Annotated in this window: 17 protein-coding genes and 1 pseudogene; 12 read left to right on the forward strand and 6 right to left on the reverse strand. The window is 64.7% G+C overall.

The window, feature by feature from the left end:
* Positions 1-44: 44 nt before the first annotated feature.
* Both ASD12_RS23820 and ASD12_RS35795 read left to right on the forward strand, forming a co-directional pair.
* Positions 45-1,667 (forward strand): BTAD domain-containing putative transcriptional regulator, encoded by a 1,623-nt coding sequence (locus tag ASD12_RS23820; RefSeq protein ID WP_056591966.1) that lies wholly within the window; start codon positions 45-47, stop codon positions 1,665-1,667.
* A complete protein-coding gene (locus tag ASD12_RS35795) occupies positions 1,636-1,770 on the forward strand; it encodes a hypothetical protein (protein WP_280139595.1) in 135 nt (44 codons plus the stop codon). The genes ASD12_RS23820 and ASD12_RS35795 overlap by 32 nt, the downstream gene beginning before the upstream one ends.
* 60 nt (positions 1,771-1,830) lie before the next feature.
* On the opposite strand, the gene ASD12_RS23825 is transcribed toward ASD12_RS35795, so the two are convergent.
* The 4 genes from ASD12_RS23825 to ASD12_RS23840 form a co-directional block, all read right to left on the reverse strand.
* Complete coding sequence (locus ASD12_RS23825) at positions 1,831-3,135, reverse strand: cytochrome c (RefSeq protein WP_056591969.1); 1,305 nt, start codon at positions 3,133-3,135, stop codon at positions 1,831-1,833.
* 2 nt (positions 3,136-3,137) lie between these two features.
* Entirely contained in the window at positions 3,138-5,444 is a 2,307-nt protein-coding gene (locus tag ASD12_RS23830; protein WP_082525632.1) for a xanthine dehydrogenase family protein molybdopterin-binding subunit, read from the reverse strand.
* Between the two features lie 19 nt (positions 5,445-5,463).
* Positions 5,464-5,916, reverse strand: a complete 453-nt coding sequence (locus ASD12_RS23835; protein ID WP_056591971.1) for a (2Fe-2S)-binding protein — start codon at positions 5,914-5,916, stop codon at positions 5,464-5,466.
* 194 nt (positions 5,917-6,110) lie between these two features.
* Positions 6,111-7,553: a PLP-dependent aminotransferase family protein gene (locus ASD12_RS23840; RefSeq protein ID WP_056591974.1), complete on the reverse strand. Its 1,443-nt coding sequence runs from the start codon at positions 7,551-7,553 to the stop codon at positions 6,111-6,113.
* Positions 7,554-7,558: 5 nt separating this feature from the next.
* On the opposite strand from ASD12_RS23840, the gene ASD12_RS23845 reads away from it, so the two are divergent.
* From ASD12_RS23845 to ASD12_RS23855, 3 genes are all read left to right on the forward strand, one after another.
* Positions 7,559-8,311 (forward strand): pyridoxamine 5'-phosphate oxidase family protein, encoded by a 753-nt coding sequence (locus ASD12_RS23845; protein ID WP_056591978.1) that lies wholly within the window; start codon positions 7,559-7,561, stop codon positions 8,309-8,311.
* A gap of 257 nt (positions 8,312-8,568) precedes the next feature.
* Positions 8,569-9,021 (forward strand): GNAT family N-acetyltransferase, encoded by a 453-nt coding sequence (locus ASD12_RS23850; protein WP_056592229.1) that lies wholly within the window; start codon positions 8,569-8,571, stop codon positions 9,019-9,021.
* A 140-nt stretch (positions 9,022-9,161) separates the two neighbouring features.
* Positions 9,162-10,361, forward strand: coding sequence for a PLP-dependent aminotransferase family protein (locus tag ASD12_RS23855; RefSeq protein ID WP_056591981.1), 1,200 nt, complete (start codon positions 9,162-9,164; stop codon positions 10,359-10,361).
* Between the two features lie 23 nt (positions 10,362-10,384).
* Here ASD12_RS23855 and ASD12_RS23860 read toward each other — a convergent pair whose 3' ends face one another.
* A complete protein-coding gene (locus tag ASD12_RS23860; RefSeq protein WP_244482955.1) occupies positions 10,385-10,639 on the reverse strand; it encodes a hypothetical protein in 255 nt (84 codons plus the stop codon).
* 381 nt (positions 10,640-11,020) lie between these two features.
* On the opposite strand from ASD12_RS23860, the gene ASD12_RS23865 reads away from it, so the two are divergent.
* From ASD12_RS23865 to ASD12_RS23890, 6 genes and pseudogenes are all read left to right on the forward strand, one after another.
* On the forward strand, positions 11,021-11,449 hold the full coding sequence (locus ASD12_RS23865; RefSeq protein WP_056591987.1) for a VOC family protein: 429 nt from the start codon (positions 11,021-11,023) through the stop codon (positions 11,447-11,449).
* Positions 11,450-11,563: 114 nt separating this feature from the next.
* A pseudogene (locus ASD12_RS35515) lies at positions 11,564-11,905 on the forward strand (hypothetical protein); the annotation flags it as partial.
* A 108-nt stretch (positions 11,906-12,013) separates the two neighbouring features.
* On the forward strand, positions 12,014-12,631 hold the full coding sequence (locus tag ASD12_RS23875) for a C39 family peptidase (RefSeq protein ID WP_082525634.1): 618 nt from the start codon (positions 12,014-12,016) through the stop codon (positions 12,629-12,631).
* Positions 12,632-12,648: 17 nt separating this feature from the next.
* Positions 12,649-13,722, forward strand: a complete 1,074-nt coding sequence (locus ASD12_RS23880) for a D-alanine--D-alanine ligase family protein (protein ID WP_056591992.1) — start codon at positions 12,649-12,651, stop codon at positions 13,720-13,722.
* 162 nt (positions 13,723-13,884) lie between these two features.
* Positions 13,885-14,244, forward strand: coding sequence for an SPW repeat protein (locus ASD12_RS23885; RefSeq protein ID WP_056591995.1), 360 nt, complete (start codon positions 13,885-13,887; stop codon positions 14,242-14,244).
* Positions 14,245-14,640: 396 nt separating this feature from the next.
* Positions 14,641-15,075, forward strand: a complete 435-nt coding sequence (locus ASD12_RS23890; RefSeq protein WP_056591997.1) for a hypothetical protein — start codon at positions 14,641-14,643, stop codon at positions 15,073-15,075.
* Between the two features lie 90 nt (positions 15,076-15,165).
* Here ASD12_RS23890 and ASD12_RS34380 read toward each other — a convergent pair whose 3' ends face one another.
* On the reverse strand, positions 15,166-15,321 hold the full coding sequence (locus ASD12_RS34380; protein WP_156388922.1) for a hypothetical protein: 156 nt from the start codon (positions 15,319-15,321) through the stop codon (positions 15,166-15,168).
* 214 nt (positions 15,322-15,535) lie between these two features.
* Here ASD12_RS34380 and ASD12_RS23895 point away from each other — a divergent pair, with 214 nt between their 5' ends.
* Positions 15,536-17,473, forward strand: a complete 1,938-nt coding sequence (locus ASD12_RS23895) for an AI-2E family transporter (protein WP_056592000.1) — start codon at positions 15,536-15,538, stop codon at positions 17,471-17,473.
* Positions 17,474-18,095 lie beyond the last annotated feature (622 nt).

Consider the following 18,095-nt stretch of genomic DNA (forward strand, 5'->3'; position numbering starts at 1 on the left):
CACGGTGGTGGCGTAAGCCGCATGCGGGGACGGAGCGGGCCAGGATGACGGTGGAAAAAGTGGGCGGTACGATCAGGCTTCTTGGCGAACCCGCCATTCTCGATGCGAATGGCCAAAGCCAACCCGTGCGCGGCCATCAGGCCTGGGCGCTGCTTGCGCGCGTGGTTCTGGCGCGCGCGCCGCTCGATCGCCGCGCGCTGGCGGCGGAGCTGTTTCCCGAAACCGTCGATCCGCTGGGTTCGCTGCGCTGGTGCCTGGCCTCGCTGCGCAAGGCGCTCAACAGCACCGATTGTCTGAACGGCGACCCGATCGAGGGACGCTTTGCGGACGATCTGGACATCGACGCGCTGCGGCTCGACCGCGACGATTTCGACATCGAGGCCGCCGGGCCGCTGCTCGGCACGCTGGAGCCCCGTTGCAGCCCGGAATTCGCCACCTGGCTGCTGGTCGAGCGCGAGCGCATCGCCGGCATCGTCGAAGCCCGCATCCGCCAGGAAACCATCCGTGCCATGTCGGTCGAGGATCATGGCCGCGCGACGCGGCTGGCTGGACTTGGCGTCCGGCGCAACCCCTATGACGAGGGCGCGCACATATTGCTGGTGAAGAGCCTGGCCTTGGCGGGGCGCTACCAGGCGGCCCTCGATCATGTCGAAGCGACCGAGGCGGTGTTTGTGGCGGAGCTCGGCGAGAAGCCGTCGGCCGCTTTGCGTAGTGCCGCCCGCCGCACCATCTCGTCGCCGCCCAGCGGAATCTCACGCCAGGCCTTCGTCACCTCGCTGATGCAGTCGGGCCTGGCCGCGCTTTCGGCGGGCGCCGTGGATGCCGGCATCGATTGCCTGCGCCGCGCCGTGCGCGACGCGGAGAAACACAAGGACGCGCAGCTGACGGCGCGCGCCATGTTCGAGCTTGGCACGGCGCTTGTGCATTCGGTCAAAGGCTATGATGACGAAGGCTCGGTGCTGCTGCGCCAAAGCACGGAACTGGCGCGGCAGGCGGGCAACGCGGCCATCGCCTCGGCGGGGTTTCGCGAACTGGGCTATGTCGAGGCGCTGGCGGGGCGGCGGCCCTTGGCCGCCACCTATCTTTCGCAGGCGTTGGAACTGGCCGGCGGTGGCGAAAACCTGGCCGGCATTCATGCCGTCATCGGTTTCAACCTGGTCGACTGGGGCCGGATCGGCGAGGGGCTCGATCACTACGCGCTGTCTCTGGAGCATGCACGCTCGGCCGGCAACCGCCGCCGCGAGATCTGGTCGCTTGGGCTTGGCGGCTGGGGTCTGCTCGCCGCCGATCGGCTGGACGAGGCCGATCGCTGGCTGGACGACTGCCTGGCGCTGGTAGAGGAACAACGCTGGATCTCGTTTCGACCATGGCCTGTAGCCGTGCTGAGCGAATCCCGCACCCGCCAGCGGGCGCGCCCCAATGATTTGCGTCCCCGGCTGGAGGAAGCCTTCGCGCTGAGCTGCCAGATGAACGATTCCCTGCTGGGAAGGGGCCGTCGCACGCGCGCTGGCGCTGACCTATGCGGCGCAAGACGCGCTCGCGCCGGCCATGGAGTGGCTCGCAGAGGCTCGCCGGCGCTGCATGCGCGACACCGACAGCTATGCCGGGCTGCAGGTGGAGATCCTGGCGAGCCAGGTGGACGTCAATCTGAAGCTGGACCAGCCTGAGACGGCCGACGCCATCGCGCGCGAATGGCTGGCTTTGGCGGCGCGCACGCATCGCGATGCTCATGTCGTGCGCGCCGCCGCGTTTATCGCCCAGCGCAACTGACGCTACAGGAACACCTTGTTCGGTCATGGTCAGCGCGTCGCGCCGCCTGGGCTCAAGGTTTCATTGCGTCCGCGCCTTGGCCACATCGGCCGGCGTGATCGCCGATTGCTTGCCGCCGAAATGGGCCAGGACATAGTTGCCGAGCGCCGCGATCTCGACGTTCGAATAGGCGTTGGCGAAGGCAGGCATGCTTTGTGCGCCCGTTGCCGTCGTCATATGCGCACCCTTGAGGATGACCTGGATAAGATTGGTCCCCTCGGGGTCGTTGACCGTGCGGCTGCCGCGCAGCGCGGCATAGGGCGTCTGCAGCCCTTCGCCGTTCCAGCCGTGGCAACTGGCGCAGGCGCCCTGGAACAGCTTCAGGCCAAGCCCGCCTTGCGCGGCCGCGTCGCCTGACGGCGCATAGGCAGTCGACGCCTTGAGCGTGGCCGGTTCGGCCTCGACGATCGCCTGGTCGCTGCTGACCTGCGGCGGCACGGTTTTCACATAGGCGACGATCGCCTTGATGTCTTCGGGCGTCAGGTGGCGCAGGCTGTAGTCCACCGCTTCACCCATGCTGCCCGTCGGCGAACCGCGACCTTCCGCATGACCTTTGGACAGGTAGTCAAACAGCTGTTCGTCGGTCCAGTTGCCGATGCCCGTGCGATTGTCAGAACTGATATTGTAGGCCTTCCAGCCCTGCAGTTCCGCGCCGGCGAAGGTCTTGCCGCTGTCGAGCGCGTAGAAAACATTGCGCGGCGTGTGGCATTCGCCGCAATGGGCCATCGCCTCGACCAGATAGGCGCCACGGTTCCATTCCGCGCTCTCGCTCGTGTTCGGCTGAAAGGCACCGTCGGGAACAAAAAGCAGGTTCCAGAACCGCATGACGTAACGCTGGTTGAACGGGAAGACGAGGTCGTTCTTTGGCGCATCCGCGTGCACCGCAGGGAGGCTGAAGAGATAGGCCTTGATGGCCAGCGCGTCTTCCGTGGTCATCCGCGCATAGGCGGCATAGGGAAAGGCCGGATAGAGATTGTGGCCTTGCCTGTCGATGCCCTGATGCAAGGCGCGCACGAACTCGGCGTCGCTCCAGTAGCCGATGCCGGTTTCCTTGTCGGAAGTGATGTTGGGCGCGTAGAGCGTGCCGAATGGCAGCTTGAAGGCGAGGCCGCCCGCATAGGGCTTGCCGCCTGATGTGGTGTGGCAGGCGACGCAGTCGGCGGCGCGCGCCAGATACTCACCGCGGTCGATCAGCGCCTGGCCGGTCGGCAGTGCGGCCTGTGCCACGGACACGTCCGGCAGTGACGCCGGCTTGAGCAGGAACACCGCGACGGCAGCAGCAATGACCACCGCAGCGGCGAGGATAATGAGGCCCAGCCGTTTCATCGTTACGCCGCCTCGGGTTCGGATTCGCCGGTTTCCTCTGATGTCGCCAGCGCCGCCAATACGGGCACGCTGAGCGGCGGCATCATCGAGACACTGGTCTTGTCGGCGCCGTCGCTCTTCAACTGGTTGCGGTCGAAGGGCAGGCTGCGCAGGCGCTTACCCGTGGCGGCGAAGATCGCATTGGCGAGGACGGGGGCGGCCGAGACGGTTGCCGTCTCGCCGATGCCACCGGGGGATTCCAGGCTCTTGACGTGATAGACCTCGATCTTGGGCGCCTCGTTGTTGCGCAGGATCCGGTAATCGTGAAAATTGCTCTGGTCGACGCGGCCATTGGTGAACGTTATGCCGCTGTAGAGCGCGGCGGAGAGACCGAAGATCAGCCCGCCTTCGATCTGGGCCTCGACGGTGTTAGGATTGATGGCAATGCCGCAATCCACCGCCACCACGGCTCGATGCAGCGTGATCTCGCCGGCTGACGAAACCGAGATTTCCAGCACCGCGGCCATATAGCTGCCGAAGGCATCGTGCAGCGCGATGCCGCGTCCCGAGCCGGCCGGAAGCGGCGTGCCCCAGCCGGATTTTTCGGCCACGAGTTCCAGCACGCCCGCCGCGCGCGGCTGGTTCTTCGTCAGCGCCCGGCGATACTCGACGGGATCCTTGCCTGCCGCATGGGCGAGTTCGTCCATGAAGCTTTCGACGACGAAGACATTGTGCGTGGAACCGACGCCGCGCCACCAGGTGATCGGCACCGGCGGATCCTGGCGCACCCAGTCGACCTGGATGACCGGCAGGTCATAGGGCGGCTTGATCGCGCCTTCGACGGCGTCGTCGTCGAGCTTGTCGTCCGGCCAGCCGCCGGGAATGTAGTTGCCCAGGACCGAGCCACCGGCGACATGGTCGATCCAGACCGTCGGCAGGCCATCCGGGCCGAGGCCGGCGGAGATGCGGTCGTAGTAGGCGGGCCGGTAGAGATCGTGCTGGATGTCCTCCTCGCGGGTCCAGATCACCTTGACCGGATAGCTCACCTGCTTGGCGATGGCCACGGCCTGCGCGACCGACTCAGCCACCAGCCTGCGGCCGAAGGCGCCACCGATCAGATGGTTGTGGACGATGATCTTGTTGAGCGGAAAACCGGTGACCTGCGCGGCTCCGGCCTGCGCCTGCGTTGGCACCTGCGTGCCGACCCAGATCTCGCATTCATCGGCGCGCACATGCACGACGCAGTTGATCGGCTCCATCGGCGCATGGGCGAGGAACGGCAGTTGGTAGGTCGCCTCGACCGTCTTGGAAGCGGCTTTCAGCCTGCCTTCGACGTCGCCTTCCTTGCGCGCCATGATCGGTGTCTTGTGCTCGGACGCTGTCTTCAGGGCGGCCATGATATCGGCGCTGCCGAGCTTGGCGTTGGCGCCATCGTTCCAGGTGATGTCGAGTGCCTCGAGCCCTTTCTTGGCGGCCCAGAAATGATCGCCGATCACGGCCACAGCGTTGGGCAGGCGCACAATGTCGCGCACGCCCGGGATGGCGCGCGCTGCCTTCTCGTCGACATCCTGCAGCGTGCCGCCGAGGACCGGGCAAGCGGATACGGTCGCAACCTTCATGTCGGGCACGCGCACGTCGATGCCGTAGATCACCGCGCCATTGACCTTGCCTGCCGTGTCGACCCTGCGCAGCGATTTGCCGATCAGTTCAAAATCGCTGGGGTTCTTGAGCTTGACGTCGGCCGGCACCGGCTCCTTGCCCGCTGCATCGGCCAGCGCGCCATAGGCAAGCTGCCTGCCTGTCGGCTGGTGCGTGACCAGGCCAAGCTTCGCCCCGCATTCCGACACCGGAACCGACCATTGCGCGGCCGCCGCCGCAACCAGCATCATGCGCGCCGTGGCGCCCGCCTTGCGCAGCGACTCCCAGGTGGCGCGCATAGAGGTGGAACCGCCCGTCGCCTGGCCGCCAAGGGCCGCGGTGGCGTAGAGTTTGTCGTTAGGCGGCGCGTCGACGACGCTCACCTGGTCAAGGCCGACTTCCAGTTCCTCGGCGATCAGCGTGGCTTCGCCGGTGTGGGTGCCCTGTCCCATCTCGATATTGGGAAGGATGAGCGTGATCTTGCCGTCGGTGCCGATGCGGATGAAAGCATCGGGTGAAAAGGCCGCGGTGACGTCGCCCGCCACGGGCTCCGTGGCGGCAAGGGTGGGTTTCACCCCGGCTCCAAGCAAAGCGAACCCCAGCAGGAGACCGCCGCCTTGCAGGAAGGCACGACGCGAGGCGCCGGTCTCAGGGAAGGGGCCTGTTTTTGGGGAGGAGAATGGCTTGCTCATGCTGGCTGTCTCCTCGTCCTCAGGCTTTGGCGGCCTGTTTTATGGCCGCTCTTATTCGCGTGTAGGTGCCGCACCGGCAGATGTTGCCGGACATGGCCGCATCGATGTCGCTGTCGCTCGGATCGGGATTGCGTTCCAGCAGCGCCGAGGCCGACATGATCTGCCCGGACTGGCAATAGCCGCACTGGATCACCTCGAGGTCGAGCCATGCCTGCTGCACTTTCTTTCCACCAGCAGTCGCACCGATCGCCTCGACGGTGGTGACACGCCGCGTGCCGACAGAGGCGACGGGCAGGACGCAGGAACGGACGGGCTGGCCGTCGAGCTGCACCGTGCAGGCACCGCACTGGGCGATGCCGCACCCAAACTTGGTGCCGGTCAGGCCAATGACATCGCGCAGCACCCATAGAAGCGGCATATCTTCGGGCACGTCGACGCTGCGGTCCTCACCGTTCACATTCAGGGCAATCATCGGCCGCTCCTTCTTGTCCCGATCTCAGCTCAGTAGGCACACTTTGGCGAGATCAGTCCAATCAAATGGTTCTTGATCGATAGCGGCAGGGAGGTCGCTTCTGTTCCCACGCGGCCGCAAGCCGGCCCCGTGTCGTGGTCGCCTTGGCGTGCGATTTCCACCGCTCGGCTCCTGAGAGTTCCAACGATCCGTCGCTACCGCAACACTTTTCCCAGCCTGACGGTCGCGGCCAAAAGATCCTCGTCCGAAAAACCGGAAAAGCCCAGCACCAGGCCTTGCCGGGGCGGGCCGCCGATGAACATCGAGGAGAGGGCACGGGCGCCGACGCCCGCCGCTTTCGCCGCCTCGACGATCACGGTATCCGGCCCGGCGCGCTTCAGCGTCGCCATCAGGTGCAGCCCCTGTTCGGGCACTGACACATCGACCGCGTCGCCGCAATGCGCCTCGAGGCCGGCGACCAGCACGTCTCGTGCGGCCTGGACGCGGCGGCGCACGCGCCTGAGATGCGCGGCGAAATGGCCTTCGTTCAACAGGTCGGTCAGCGCGCCTTCGGCCAGCGTCGAGGGAAAGCGGTCGGAGCGCGCCCTGACCGCCATCACGGCATCGAGCAGCGCTTCGGGCACCACGACATAGCCGATGCGCAGGCCGGGAAAGAGCACCTTGGAGAAGGTGCCGAGATAGGCGACACGGCCCGAACCATCCATGCCTTGCAGCGAGGTCAGCGGCGGGCCGGCGTAGCGGAACTCGCTGTCGTAATCATCCTCGATGATCCAGGCATCGTTGCGCCGCGCCCAGTCGAGCAAAGCGAGGCGGCGGCGCATCGTCATCGTCACGCCGAGCGGGTATTGGTGCGAGGGCGTGACATAGGCCGCGCGCGCGCTTGGGCACAGGCTTTCGCCGATCTCGGGATCGAGCCCTTCTTCGTCGACCGGTACGCCAAACGCCTTGGCGCCGCTGCCGGCCACGACAGCATGCGCCATGGGATAGCAGGGGTTTTCAAGCCAGACGGCATCGCCGGGGCGAAGCGCGGCGCGCACCAGGAGATCGAGCCCCTGCTGCGTGCCCGAAGTCAGCACGATCTGGCCGGCGTCGCAGCGCACGCCGCGCGCGGTTCTCAGATAGGTTGATATCGCCGCGCGCAGCGGCAGGCCGCCGCGCGGATCGCCATAGCGGAAATGCTCTGGTCCGGGGCGGGCGAGGTGACGCGACAGAAGGATGCGAAACAGATCAAGCGTGCGCGGATGGGACACCGCCACGCCAAGGCCGCAAGGCAGCGAGGTGGCCGCGTCGATCTCCGGCGGGCGCGCCTTGACCAGTGTTGTCGGCAGATGCGGCACGTCAGGCGCGACGAAGGTTCCGGCACCGACCCTGGCGACGGCGAACCCTTCCGAGATCAGCATTTCGAAACAGGCGACGGCCGCCGAACGCGACAGGCCGAAGCGCTGGGCCAGATCGCGCGAGGTCGGCAGCTTGGCGCCGGCGGTGAGCGCGCCGGTCTCGATCAGCCGCCTGAGCGCCACATACAGCTCGCGGCTGCGCGGGCCGTCGCCCGGCAGGACCGGGATCAGCGCCGACCAATCCGGCGGATTGGTCTGAATTTTATTGCCATGATTGGTTCTTTTTCCGACCAATGCCATGGCGCATGGTTGGCAGACAACAGATAAGGATGCAAGCCGTGAACGATAGCGTCGCCAGCTTTCCGACCACCAGGCGCAACCGGGTGAAGCGCCGGCATGACCGTGGCAGCTATGACCATGCCTCGGTGTTCGCGGTGCTGGATGCCGGGTTGCTGTGCCACGTCGCCTATACGTTCGACGGCCAGCCCTATTGCACGCCGACCATCCATTGGCGCGAGGACGACTGGCTCTACTGGCACGGCTCGTCGGCCAGCCGCATGCTGCGCCAACTGCGTGGCGGCACACCGGCGTGTCTCACGGTGTCGCACCTCGACGGGCTGGTGCTGGCGCGCTCGGGCTTCAATCACTCGGCCAACTACCGCTCGGCGATGTGCTTCGGCACGGCGCGGATCATCGATGAGCCACAGGAGAAGCTGAAGGCGCTGGCTGGCGTGGTCGACCGTTTCTATCCCGGCCGGAGCGCGACCTTGCGGCCGATCTCGGCGCAGGAAGCCAAGGCGACGACCGTGATCGGCATGCGCATCGAAGAAGGGTCGGCGAAAGTGCGCGCCAAGGGCGTCGCCGACGACGAGGAGGATTACGGGCACCCCGTGTGGGCCGGCGTCATCCCGGTGCGGACGGTGGTAGGGGCTGCCGAGCCGTGTCCGAGGCTGCTGCCTGACGTGGAGCGGCCGCGGAATCTGTCGGGTTATGCGGAGGGCGAGAGGCTCGATAAGGCGCTGACGCAGGCGCAGCTGGCGTATGAGAGCGAAGTTTAGCCTACGGGGCGGGTGCCGCCCCTCATTGTCCTGCCGGACATTTCTCCCCGTATAGTGACGGGGAGAAAGAGGCTGGCCGCAATGCTGGCGTTCTTCCTGCAACGTCGGCGATTGGCGAAATCATCCGACACAGCGTCCTTCTCCCCGTCACTATACGGGGAGAAGATGCCGGCAGGCAGATGAGGGACGGCGCCAGCGCCCGGTGAGGATTGTATCCAATCTTGCCGCTGCCGGCACGTCGCGATATGCCCGACACCATGATCACCTTCCGCCGTGCGCAAGCCTCCGACCTGCCTGACATCGTCGCGATGCTGGCCGATGATCCACTTGGCGCGGGCCGCGAGGACGCTTCCTTGCCGCTCGCGCAAGGCTATGTAGATGCGTTCAACGCCATCGATGCCGATCCCAACCAGCTGCTGGCGGTGGCCGTGGAGGGTGGCGAGGTGATCGGCACCTTGCAGGTCACCTTCGTTGCCGGCCTGTCGCGCAAGGGCGCCTGGCGCGGGCAGATCGAGGCGGTTCGGGTTGCCGGCCACAGGCGCTCCGGCGGCATCGGCAGGAAGATGATCGAATGGGCGATCGATGAGTGCCGCGCGCGCGGCTGCGGCCTCGTCCAGCTGACCACCGACAGGTCGCGAACGGATGCGCACCGCTTTTACGAAAGCCTCGGCTTCACCGGCAGCCATCTCGGCTACAAGAAGACCTTGTAGTTTCGCGGCCGCTCCGCGTTGGCAGCGACTGGCGCATAGCGGAAGGCTCTCAGGCACTATTCAAAGCGCCGGGGAAAGCTGATATAGGTCAGTCAGGTTGACCTATATCGAACTGTCGCGGGAGGCGTGACTTGACCCTTATGAACCTGTTGGCTTCGCGCTCGTCGCGCATGAAGGCGTCCGAAATCCGCGAGCTCCTGAAGCTGCTCGACCAGCCCGACATCATCTCGTTCGCCGGCGGCATTCCCGATCCGGCGCTGTTCCCGGCCGAGGCCATCCGCGACGCCTATGCCGATGTGCTGGGCGGTGCAGAGGCTGGGGCGGCGCTGCAGTACCAGGTCTCGGAAGGCTATCTGCCGTTGCGGCGCTGGCTGGCCGGGCAGATGGGCAAGCTCGGCGTCGCCTGCGACGAGGCCAACATCTTCATCACCTCCGGCTCGCAGCAGGCGCTGGATTATCTCGGCAAGCTGTTCCTGTCGCCGGGCGATACCGCGCTGGTGACATGGCCGACCTATCTCGGCGCCTTGCAGGCTTTCAACGCCTATGAACCGCGCTACGACCGGCTGACCCCGGCCGGCGGCAATATGACGCCGGATGCCTATCGCGCGGCGGCGGCCGCGAATGGCGGCAAGGTCAAGTTCGCCTATCTGGTGCCGGATTTCGCCAACCCGACCGGCGAGACCTTGAACCGCCAGCAGCGCGAGGCGGTGCTCGACCTTGCCGGAGAACTCGACATCGCCGTGATCGAGGATGCCGCCTATCGCGCGCTGCGCTATGATGGCGAAGGCGTGCCGCCGATCCTGGCGCTCGACTGCATCAGGTCCGGCGGCATCGACAAGGCGCGCACGCTCTATTGCGGCTCGTTCTCGAAGATCCTGTCGCCGGGCATGCGCGTCGGCTGGGTGTGCGCGCCGCGCCATGTGGTCGAGAAGCTGGTGCTGATGAAGCAGGCCTCCGATTTGCACAGCCCGTCAATCAACCAGGTGGTGATGCATCGTGTGGCAGAAGCCGTGTTCGACGGCCAGGTGGAAAAGCTGATCGGCGCCTATCGCGAGCGCCGCGACGGGCTGCTCGCAGCGCTTGAGGCCCACATGCCTGAGGGCGTGAGCTGGAGCCGTCCGGAAGGGGGCATGTTCGTCTGGGTGACGCTGCCCGAGGGTTACGACGCCACGGCGCTTCTGGCTCGGTCGGTGAAGGAAGCGCGGGTCGCCTTCGTGCCCGGCAGCGCCTTTTTTGCCGACGGCAGCGGGCGCAACACGCTGCGGCTGTCCTTCACGCTCGCCGACCGCCGCGCGGTGACCGAAGGCATACCGCGGCTGGCGGCCATATTGAAGCGGTAGGCCGGCTGCCGGAAGTCGACATCCTACGCCGCTACGTTCACCAAATGCTGGAGCTTCGACAGCCTGGCGCGAGCCAGCTTGCCCAGTGATTTCCGGAACCCTTGCTCGCCGCTCTCGACGACGAAGACCAATGTCTTGAAGTCCAGCATAAATTCGTCGATCGCTGCCGTGAGCACCTGCGACCTGCCCTTGAACCGACGCAGCAGAGTGTTCGCTTCTTCGATGCCGTTGATGTCGGCGCTATCGACAAGCGCTTCGAGCCTTTGAAAACAGTCCAAGCGAAATTCCTCCCAGCCGCGCCATAAAACCCGGTTGGGAGCGGAAGGTTCCAGTCGGGAGAGGTCGCGCGAAAAGAAGTCGCCTCCACCGCTTGAAATTTCTGGATTCGACGGCCCGTGGGGAATCTTTTTGTTCGGGTGGAACCTCCGCGGCCAATAAAGGTTCTTACCCTGTCTGATCCCCCGTCAGACATCTGAAAGCTTGAATATCAGCTTTCCAAAGGCCCGCCGGATCCCCCCTCCTGGCGGGCTTTTTGTTTGCAAGACTGACTGGGTACATGGGGCCGGGCCTGCGGCAGGGGTTGGCAGTTGGAAAGCGTGCCCACATTGACGGCGTCCTGTCCGAACCTAAATTCGAAAGCCTCATGAGGAGGCGTTTTCATGGAAACCCAGGAACTGCATCGCGGCCGGCTCATCGACCACATCCAACTGGTGGTCAAGGATCTTGCCGCCAGCAAGCGTTTCTACGAGGCGATCTTCCGGGTGCTCGATGTTCCGATCGGAGGTGTCGGCGAGGATTATTTCTGGGCCGACGAATTGTTCATCTCCAGCGCGGACAGCCCGGCGGCGTTGGGAAAGCTCACCGGCCGCCATCATCTGGCCTTCCAGGCAAGGGACCATGCCATGGTCGAGGCCTTCTACAAGGCCGGGCTCGCCGGCGGCGGCGTGGACAATGGCGCGCCGGGCGAACGGCCCTATCATCCCGGCTATTACGCTGCCTTTCTGCTCGATCCAGACGGCAACAACATCGAGGCCGTCCATCACGGTCCGCACAGACGCAGCGCCGCTTCGGTGAAGATAACCTTTTAAGCTGTGCCGATAGTCAGCCGGTCTGCAAACACGGCTCTGCACGCTTTGGCGCCCACCCGCGTTGCAGTCCCCGGACGCGGCACCAATTGGCGATGCTGGAGAGATGGAGCCATCCGGCCGCCGCGCGACATGAAGGATGCGCCGACGCCGAAACAAGAGGCGGCCGCTAATGAGTTCCAGCGAATGGTGACCGCGTTTTACGGCGCGTTCGACTCTCTGGAGATCACGGCGGACGGCCGCTAATATTTTCATCAGCCTGGTGATCCGACGCCGGGGGCCTGCGTCTGGTGCGGAACCTGGTCCTTCAGCAGGAGTTCGCTGTGGCACAAGCTCGACAACGCGCCCGGGCTGGATATTTACGCCAAGGACGGCGACATGCAGACGACCTAGACTGCCGAACCCGACGAAAAATCGAAATACGCCTGGCTGGTCTTCGGCTGGACGAAGGCCGAGTAAGCGGCGCCGCGGCTCATTAGGGGAAGCTTCGTAACAGGGCTCCAAGCGGCTTTTCATCCATCTCGTATCCTCGTACACGAGATGGAGTTCGCTGCCTGGGGGGTCCGCATGAGTCCACTGCCTGAAACCGTGCCGTTTTTCAGCCAGTGGGAAACGTCAGACATGACCATTGAGGTGCTCGCCGACGGCGCCGAGGTCGCGCTGCGGCGCGATCCGCTGTGGCGGGGGTCGGGTGCGGAAACTCTGGGCGAATACGCGGTGTGGGCCGCCAACATCTGCGGCATGGCGTGCCTGAAGATGATCCTGGCAACGCGCGGCGAGACCGTGCCGACTATCGAGCTGGCCAGGCGATGCACTGGATATGGCGGCTATGTCGTCAGCGAGGGATCGATCAGGGGGCTGATCTACGCGCCCTTCGTCAGCTTCGTGAAAGAGGTCTTCGGTCTTCAGGCCGAAGTGATGACCAGTGTCGCGACAGCGGACATTCCGGCCATCCTTGAGCGGCAGCGCTTCTTCATCGCCTCGGTCAGCAGTTCGATCCGTTGGCCCGAGCGCGAGCCGCCGTCGAAGGGCGGCCATCTGGTGCTGGTCACCGCGACGTCGGACAAGGGTTTCCGCTTCCACAATCCGTCCGGCCATACCAGCGCCACACAGGCAAACGCAGTGTTGGCGCCAGCCGACTTCGACCGCTTCTTTGCCAATCGCGGCATTGCCGTCGCCATTTGATGTTTTGAGGGATTTCGATGACCGGTAAGACAAGAGTGGCCATCCTCTATGGCGGGCGTTCGGCCGAGCATGACGTGTCGCGCCTTTCAGCCGCCAATGTGCTGAAGGCGATCGACCGGATGCGCTACGACATCATGCCGATTGCCATTTCCCGAAGCGGCAGATGGCTGCTGCAACAGCCGGCCGCCGGTGACGGGGCAGGGGCGCCGGCATCCGAGGACGAGATCGAGGTTGCGCTTTTGCCCGGCGGCAAGGGCAGGCTGGTTGCCGTGTCGCGGGATGGAACACAGCCCGACCTGCCGCCGGTCGATGTCGTCTTTCCCGTGCTGCACGGGCCGTTCGGCGAGGACGGCTCGGTGCAGGGCTATGCGGAAGTCGCCGATGTCGCCTATGTCGGCTGCGGCATCCTTGCCTCGGCAGCCGCCATGGACAAGGAGATTGCCAAGCGGCTGATGCGCGAGGCGGGACTGGCTGTTGCCCGCTCGCTGACCTTGCGGCGCGGGGAGTCCGTGCCCTTCGAGGACGTCGCGGCGAAGCTCGGCCTGCCGGTGTTCGTCAAGCCGGCGCGCCAGGGCTCGTCCTTCGGGGTCAGCAAGGCGACCGACAGCGCCGGCTTCACCGCGGCCGTCGAGGCGGCTTTTCAGCATGACAGCAAGGTTCTGGTGGAGGAGTTCGTCGAAGGCCGCGAGATCGAGTTCTCGGTGCTGGAGCGGGCCGACGGCACGCTGACGGTGTCGCTGCCCGGTGAGATCATTCCAGCAGGCAAGCATGGCTTCTACACCTATGAAGCCAAATATCTCGATGCCGACGGCGCGGTGATTCAGGTGCCCGCCGATGTCCCGACCGCAGTTGCCGACAGAGCGAGGGAAATGGCGCGGCAGGCTTTCCAGGCACTCGGCTGCGAAGCCATGGCGCGCGTCGATTTCTTCCTGCGCGCCGATGGCAGCCTGCTGGTCAACGAGGTCAACACCATTCCCGGTTTCACCGACATTTCGATGTACGCCAAGGCGCTGGCGGCGTCAGGCATCGGCTACAGCCAGACCATCGACGTGCTCATCGAGCACGCGCTGGCCAGGCATGCGGCGCGCTGATCCCGTTCGGAGCGGAGTGGCGCAGAAAAGTGGTCTGCGCCAAGCCGGGGCTCGTCATTGGCCGAGGTCTTGAAGGCCATATGAAGCGTAGTTACATCAATAACTAAGCGTGCGTTGCACGCGAATTTTACGCTTGGTCAAGCTTCATCTATGGAGGTTGTCATGGCTAATACATTCATGGAAGGCAAGAAGGGGCAGGACTGGCTCAATCTGGTCCTTGCCATCGGCCTGTTCATCTCACCTTGGATAATCGGCTTCGTTGCTGAAACCGCTCCCGCATGGAACGCCTGGGTTGTTGGCGTCGTGCTGGGCGTCATGGCTCTGGCGGCGCTTACCGCATTCGCCGAGTGGGAGGAATGGGTCAGTGTCGTCCTCGGGCTCTGGCTGATCATTTCGCCCTGGCTGCTCGGTTTCGTGGCGAACGGGTCTGCGATGGCCACCCACGTCATTCTCGGCTTGCTGGTGGTTGCCGTATCAGGTTGGGCCGTCTGGGACTTCCGTCATCCGCACGCGCATGCGTAACCGGTAAGGGTTGGGGTCCGCCGCGTAAGCGGCGGGCTCCTCCGGCCGATGACCTGCTCACGATCTTCAACAAAAAGCCGGACGAGGCCAAGTGAACCGGCCTCGTGCGCTGAGCAGCCGCATTGCGGGTTTCGGGCTCCCCGACCGTGCTGCGATAATCCTGGTGCACGAACTCATCTTGCGCAGCGCCGAGGCATTGGCCAAGCGCGGCCTCGAATTGCCGGTCTTCGCCTCGCCGACGATCGCTGGCGAGCCGTGCCGCGGAATGGAGCCACGCTGCCCAAAAAGAATCATCGTACCATGCTTTTCCGGATCTTGCCGACCTCGCGGCGCGCCATAATTCCATTCAAGGCTGGAGTGAATCCAGCTGCTGAATAGGAGGCATAGGAGGCGTCCATGAAGCATCAAACCGTTGACCAACTGCACGCCGTTGCCGAGGTCCACGCCGAGGCAACCTATCTTGTCGCGACTCGAGGCGAACGCCTCGAACGCTGGGCGCAGCTTCTGGAGCAAAATCCCAACAGGTGTCTAGGGGCGCTGACGGGGACCGAGTACCAATCCGTGGAGATCCGCGAAAGAATGCGTTCCGCGGGATCACCAATCACAGTTGCTTTCGAAGATCCGATCTTTCGCGCGCTGGGCTTGAAGGAGGATACCTACGGTGAGGCCAAGCGCTTCTTCGAGCTGACCGATTGGCAGCTCCACGAAATCGTCTGCCATTGCCATGTCGGCGCTACGATGCCGGCACGATGGGCCGCATCCCGTGTCCGCGCGGCAATTTCGGGAAGATCCGGTTTCTTCGCGTGGCTGCGAGGAGCGTTTCTGCACTGAGGCCGATGCTCCAGCTGGTGGACATCGCGCACGGTGCCGGCTGAGCGACTGCTTGAAGACCGATGAGGCGGCAGAGGGTCTCTCCGCCTCCTATCGATTGTTCTGGATGGTGCAGCTTGTCTTCCACCAGCGGTTGATCTCGCCGAACACGATGTCGAGCGAGCCGATCCCATCGCGCCCAACATGGGAACGCTGACAACAGCATTCGATCTCGCCATCCCGGCGCAGGCAGGGGATGCGTTCCACGAACGGCAGCTCGCTGATGAGATGATCCGGTGCTGCCTTTCCTCAGGGTGAGCAGCCATTCGATCGTCGCCCGGCGGCGGGGGACGCGTATTTCATCACTGGCTAAAGTTGCACGCAGGCTCAATATATCAGATCATGGCGGCGTGGCAGGGGGAGACATCGAGTGGCCAATAGTCGAAGCGACAAGGCGTCTCCCGCTGATGGGTCGGAGGATATGCTTTCGGCCGTCGCGCCCCGCCCGCGAACCGCGTTGCCCAACGTGGCAACAACCGTCACCACGGTGGCGGCGCTGTATTTCGGGCGCGAGGTTTTCCTGCCGATCGCGATCGCGCTGCTGCTGACCTTCGCGCTCGCGCCGCTTGTTTCAGCGCTCAAAAAGGTCGGGATCCCGCGGATCGCCGCCGTCATCGCAAGCGTGCTCGGCGCTTTCGCGGCGCTTGGCCTGTTCTCCTTCATTGTCGCCACGCAGGTCAGCGAACTGGCGCAGAACATCCCGGTCTACCAGACCAACATCCTGACCAAGATCCGTTCGCTCAAGGAAACCGGGGTCGGGGGAGGGATCATTGCCAGATTGAGCCAGGTGGTCGAGCGTGTCGGCCAGGAGATCGACAGGCAGGACGCCTCGCTGCCGGCCGCCACCCCGGAAAAGCCGCCGCGCGAGCCGGTGCCCGTCGAGATCGTCTCGCGTGAAAGGCCGCTCGAGGTCCTGCAGAACATAGTGGGGCCGCTGCTCAGCCCGCTCGGTTCGGCAGGGCTTATCATCGTCGTCGTCATCTTCATGCTGCTTGAGCGGGAGGATCTGCGCGACCGCTTCATCCGGCTTGTCGGTTACGGCGACCTCCACCGCACCACCGAGGCGCTTCAGGATGCCGCCAAGCGGGTGGGCCGCTATCTCTTGATGCAATTGGTCGTCAACATCGTCTACGCAATACCGATTTCGATCGGGCTGTGGATTCTCGGCATCCCGAATGCGCTGCTGTGGGGGCTGCTGGCTCTGGCGCTGCGTTTCGTCCCCTATATCGGCCCGATCATCGGCATGCTCTTGCCGCTGTTCCTCGCGCTGGCCGTGGCGCCGGGCTGGTCGCTCGTCCTGTGGACGGCCGCCCTGTTCGTGGTGATGGAACTGATCACCGGCAATGTCATCGAACCCTGGCTTTACGGCTCGCGAACCGGACTGTCGCCGCTGGCGATCATTGTCGCGGCGATTTTCTGGACGTGGCTGTGGGGGCCGCTCGGGCTGATCCTGTCGACGCCGCTCACCGTCTGCCTTGTGGTGCTGGGCAGGCACGTGCCGCAGTTTGAATTCCTCGACGTGCTGTTCGGCAACGAGCCCGTGCTCGAACCTCATGCGCGCCTCTACCAGCGGCTGCTGGCCGGCGATCCCGAGGAAGCCACCGACCACGCCGAGGAGATGCTGGAGGAGAAATATCTCGTCGAATTCTACGACAAGGTTGCCATTCCGGCACTGCTGCTGGGCGAGCGCGACCGTGTGCGCGGCGTCATGGGCGACCTGCAAAGACGCCATGTGGCGGCCAGTGTCCTGACGCTGGTGGCCAACCTAGACGACAGCGCGCAGGAGGAAGCGAGCGAGGAGGAGGAGGAGCCGCACGTGGTCGCAGAGGCGGGCGTCGATGGCGATGTCAGCGGCGAGGACGAGACCGAACTGCCCGATGGCACCGGCATGTCAGTGCTTTGCGCCGGCGGGCGCGGCGAACTCGACGACGCCACTGCCGCAATGCTGGCGCAGGTGCTGGAAGTCCAGGGCGCGACGGTGTCGAAGGCCGGTTTTGCCGATATGGAACCCGCCAACATCCGCCACCTCGAACTCGAAACCGTCGACACCGTCGTGGTCGGCTTCCTGAACCGGGATTCCGTCAAGCACGCCCGCTTTCTGGTTCGCCGGCTGAAGCGCGCGAAGGCTGCACTTCGGGTGGGAATCGTGTTCTGGTCGGAGACCGCTGCCGAGGACAAGGAAACGGCTGCCAAGCTGGCCCAAGACATGAACGCCGATTTCGTGGCGCATGGCATGGTGGACGCGGTGGTGGGCGCGCTGTCAAACGAGCCGCCGGTTGCTCTCAAGCTCATCGCCAAACGCCGCATGCGGCGACAGCGGGCGGCCCCCAAGAAGGTTGCGGCAGCGGCGGCGAGTTAGGTCGTCTTCGCCTGGGGTGGGCAAACCAGGGACCGATGCCAAAGCGCAAAGTATTTTGTATCCTGCTGCTCCCTCTGTTCCCGTACGGTATCCAACCTTTCTGAGTGGTGATCCGATCGGTAGCAAGATGGCTTATGTTCCGATCGGGATCTGCCCGGAGACTATGGCAGCGACTATGTTCGGATCGGCATGGAGCGAATGGTCGACATCGTTGATGCGCTGGTGGCCGTCAGCCACAGTGCCGACACCAGGAAGTAGAAAGCGCCGAACGCAGCGCAGGGCGCGACCTGATGTCGATAATTTCACTGCCGCCGGCCATCTTCACAAAAAGAGTGCGGCCAGTGCCGATTGAGCGCCGCTCAAGGGTGTGACTTCTCCGAAGCCGGTTCCCACCCTCTGCTCGGCGTGCGTCCTATCGGTCGACCATCGCCATGCCGTGCTCGGTGTAGCGCGGGCCGGAGATCTTTCCCGGCGCGAGCGCCTCGTCGAGCGCGGCCATCTCGGCTGCGTCGAGTTTGAGCGATGCGGCGGCGACATTTTCCTCCAGATATCTGATCCGCTTGGTGCCGGGGATCGGCCCGATGTCGACGCCAAATCGACCTGGCCGGGCTTGACGCCTTTG

The sequence above is a fragment of the Mesorhizobium sp. Root102 genome (assembly GCF_001425625.1).
In the GTDB taxonomy this organism is placed as follows: Bacteria; Pseudomonadota; Alphaproteobacteria; order Rhizobiales; family Rhizobiaceae; genus Mesorhizobium.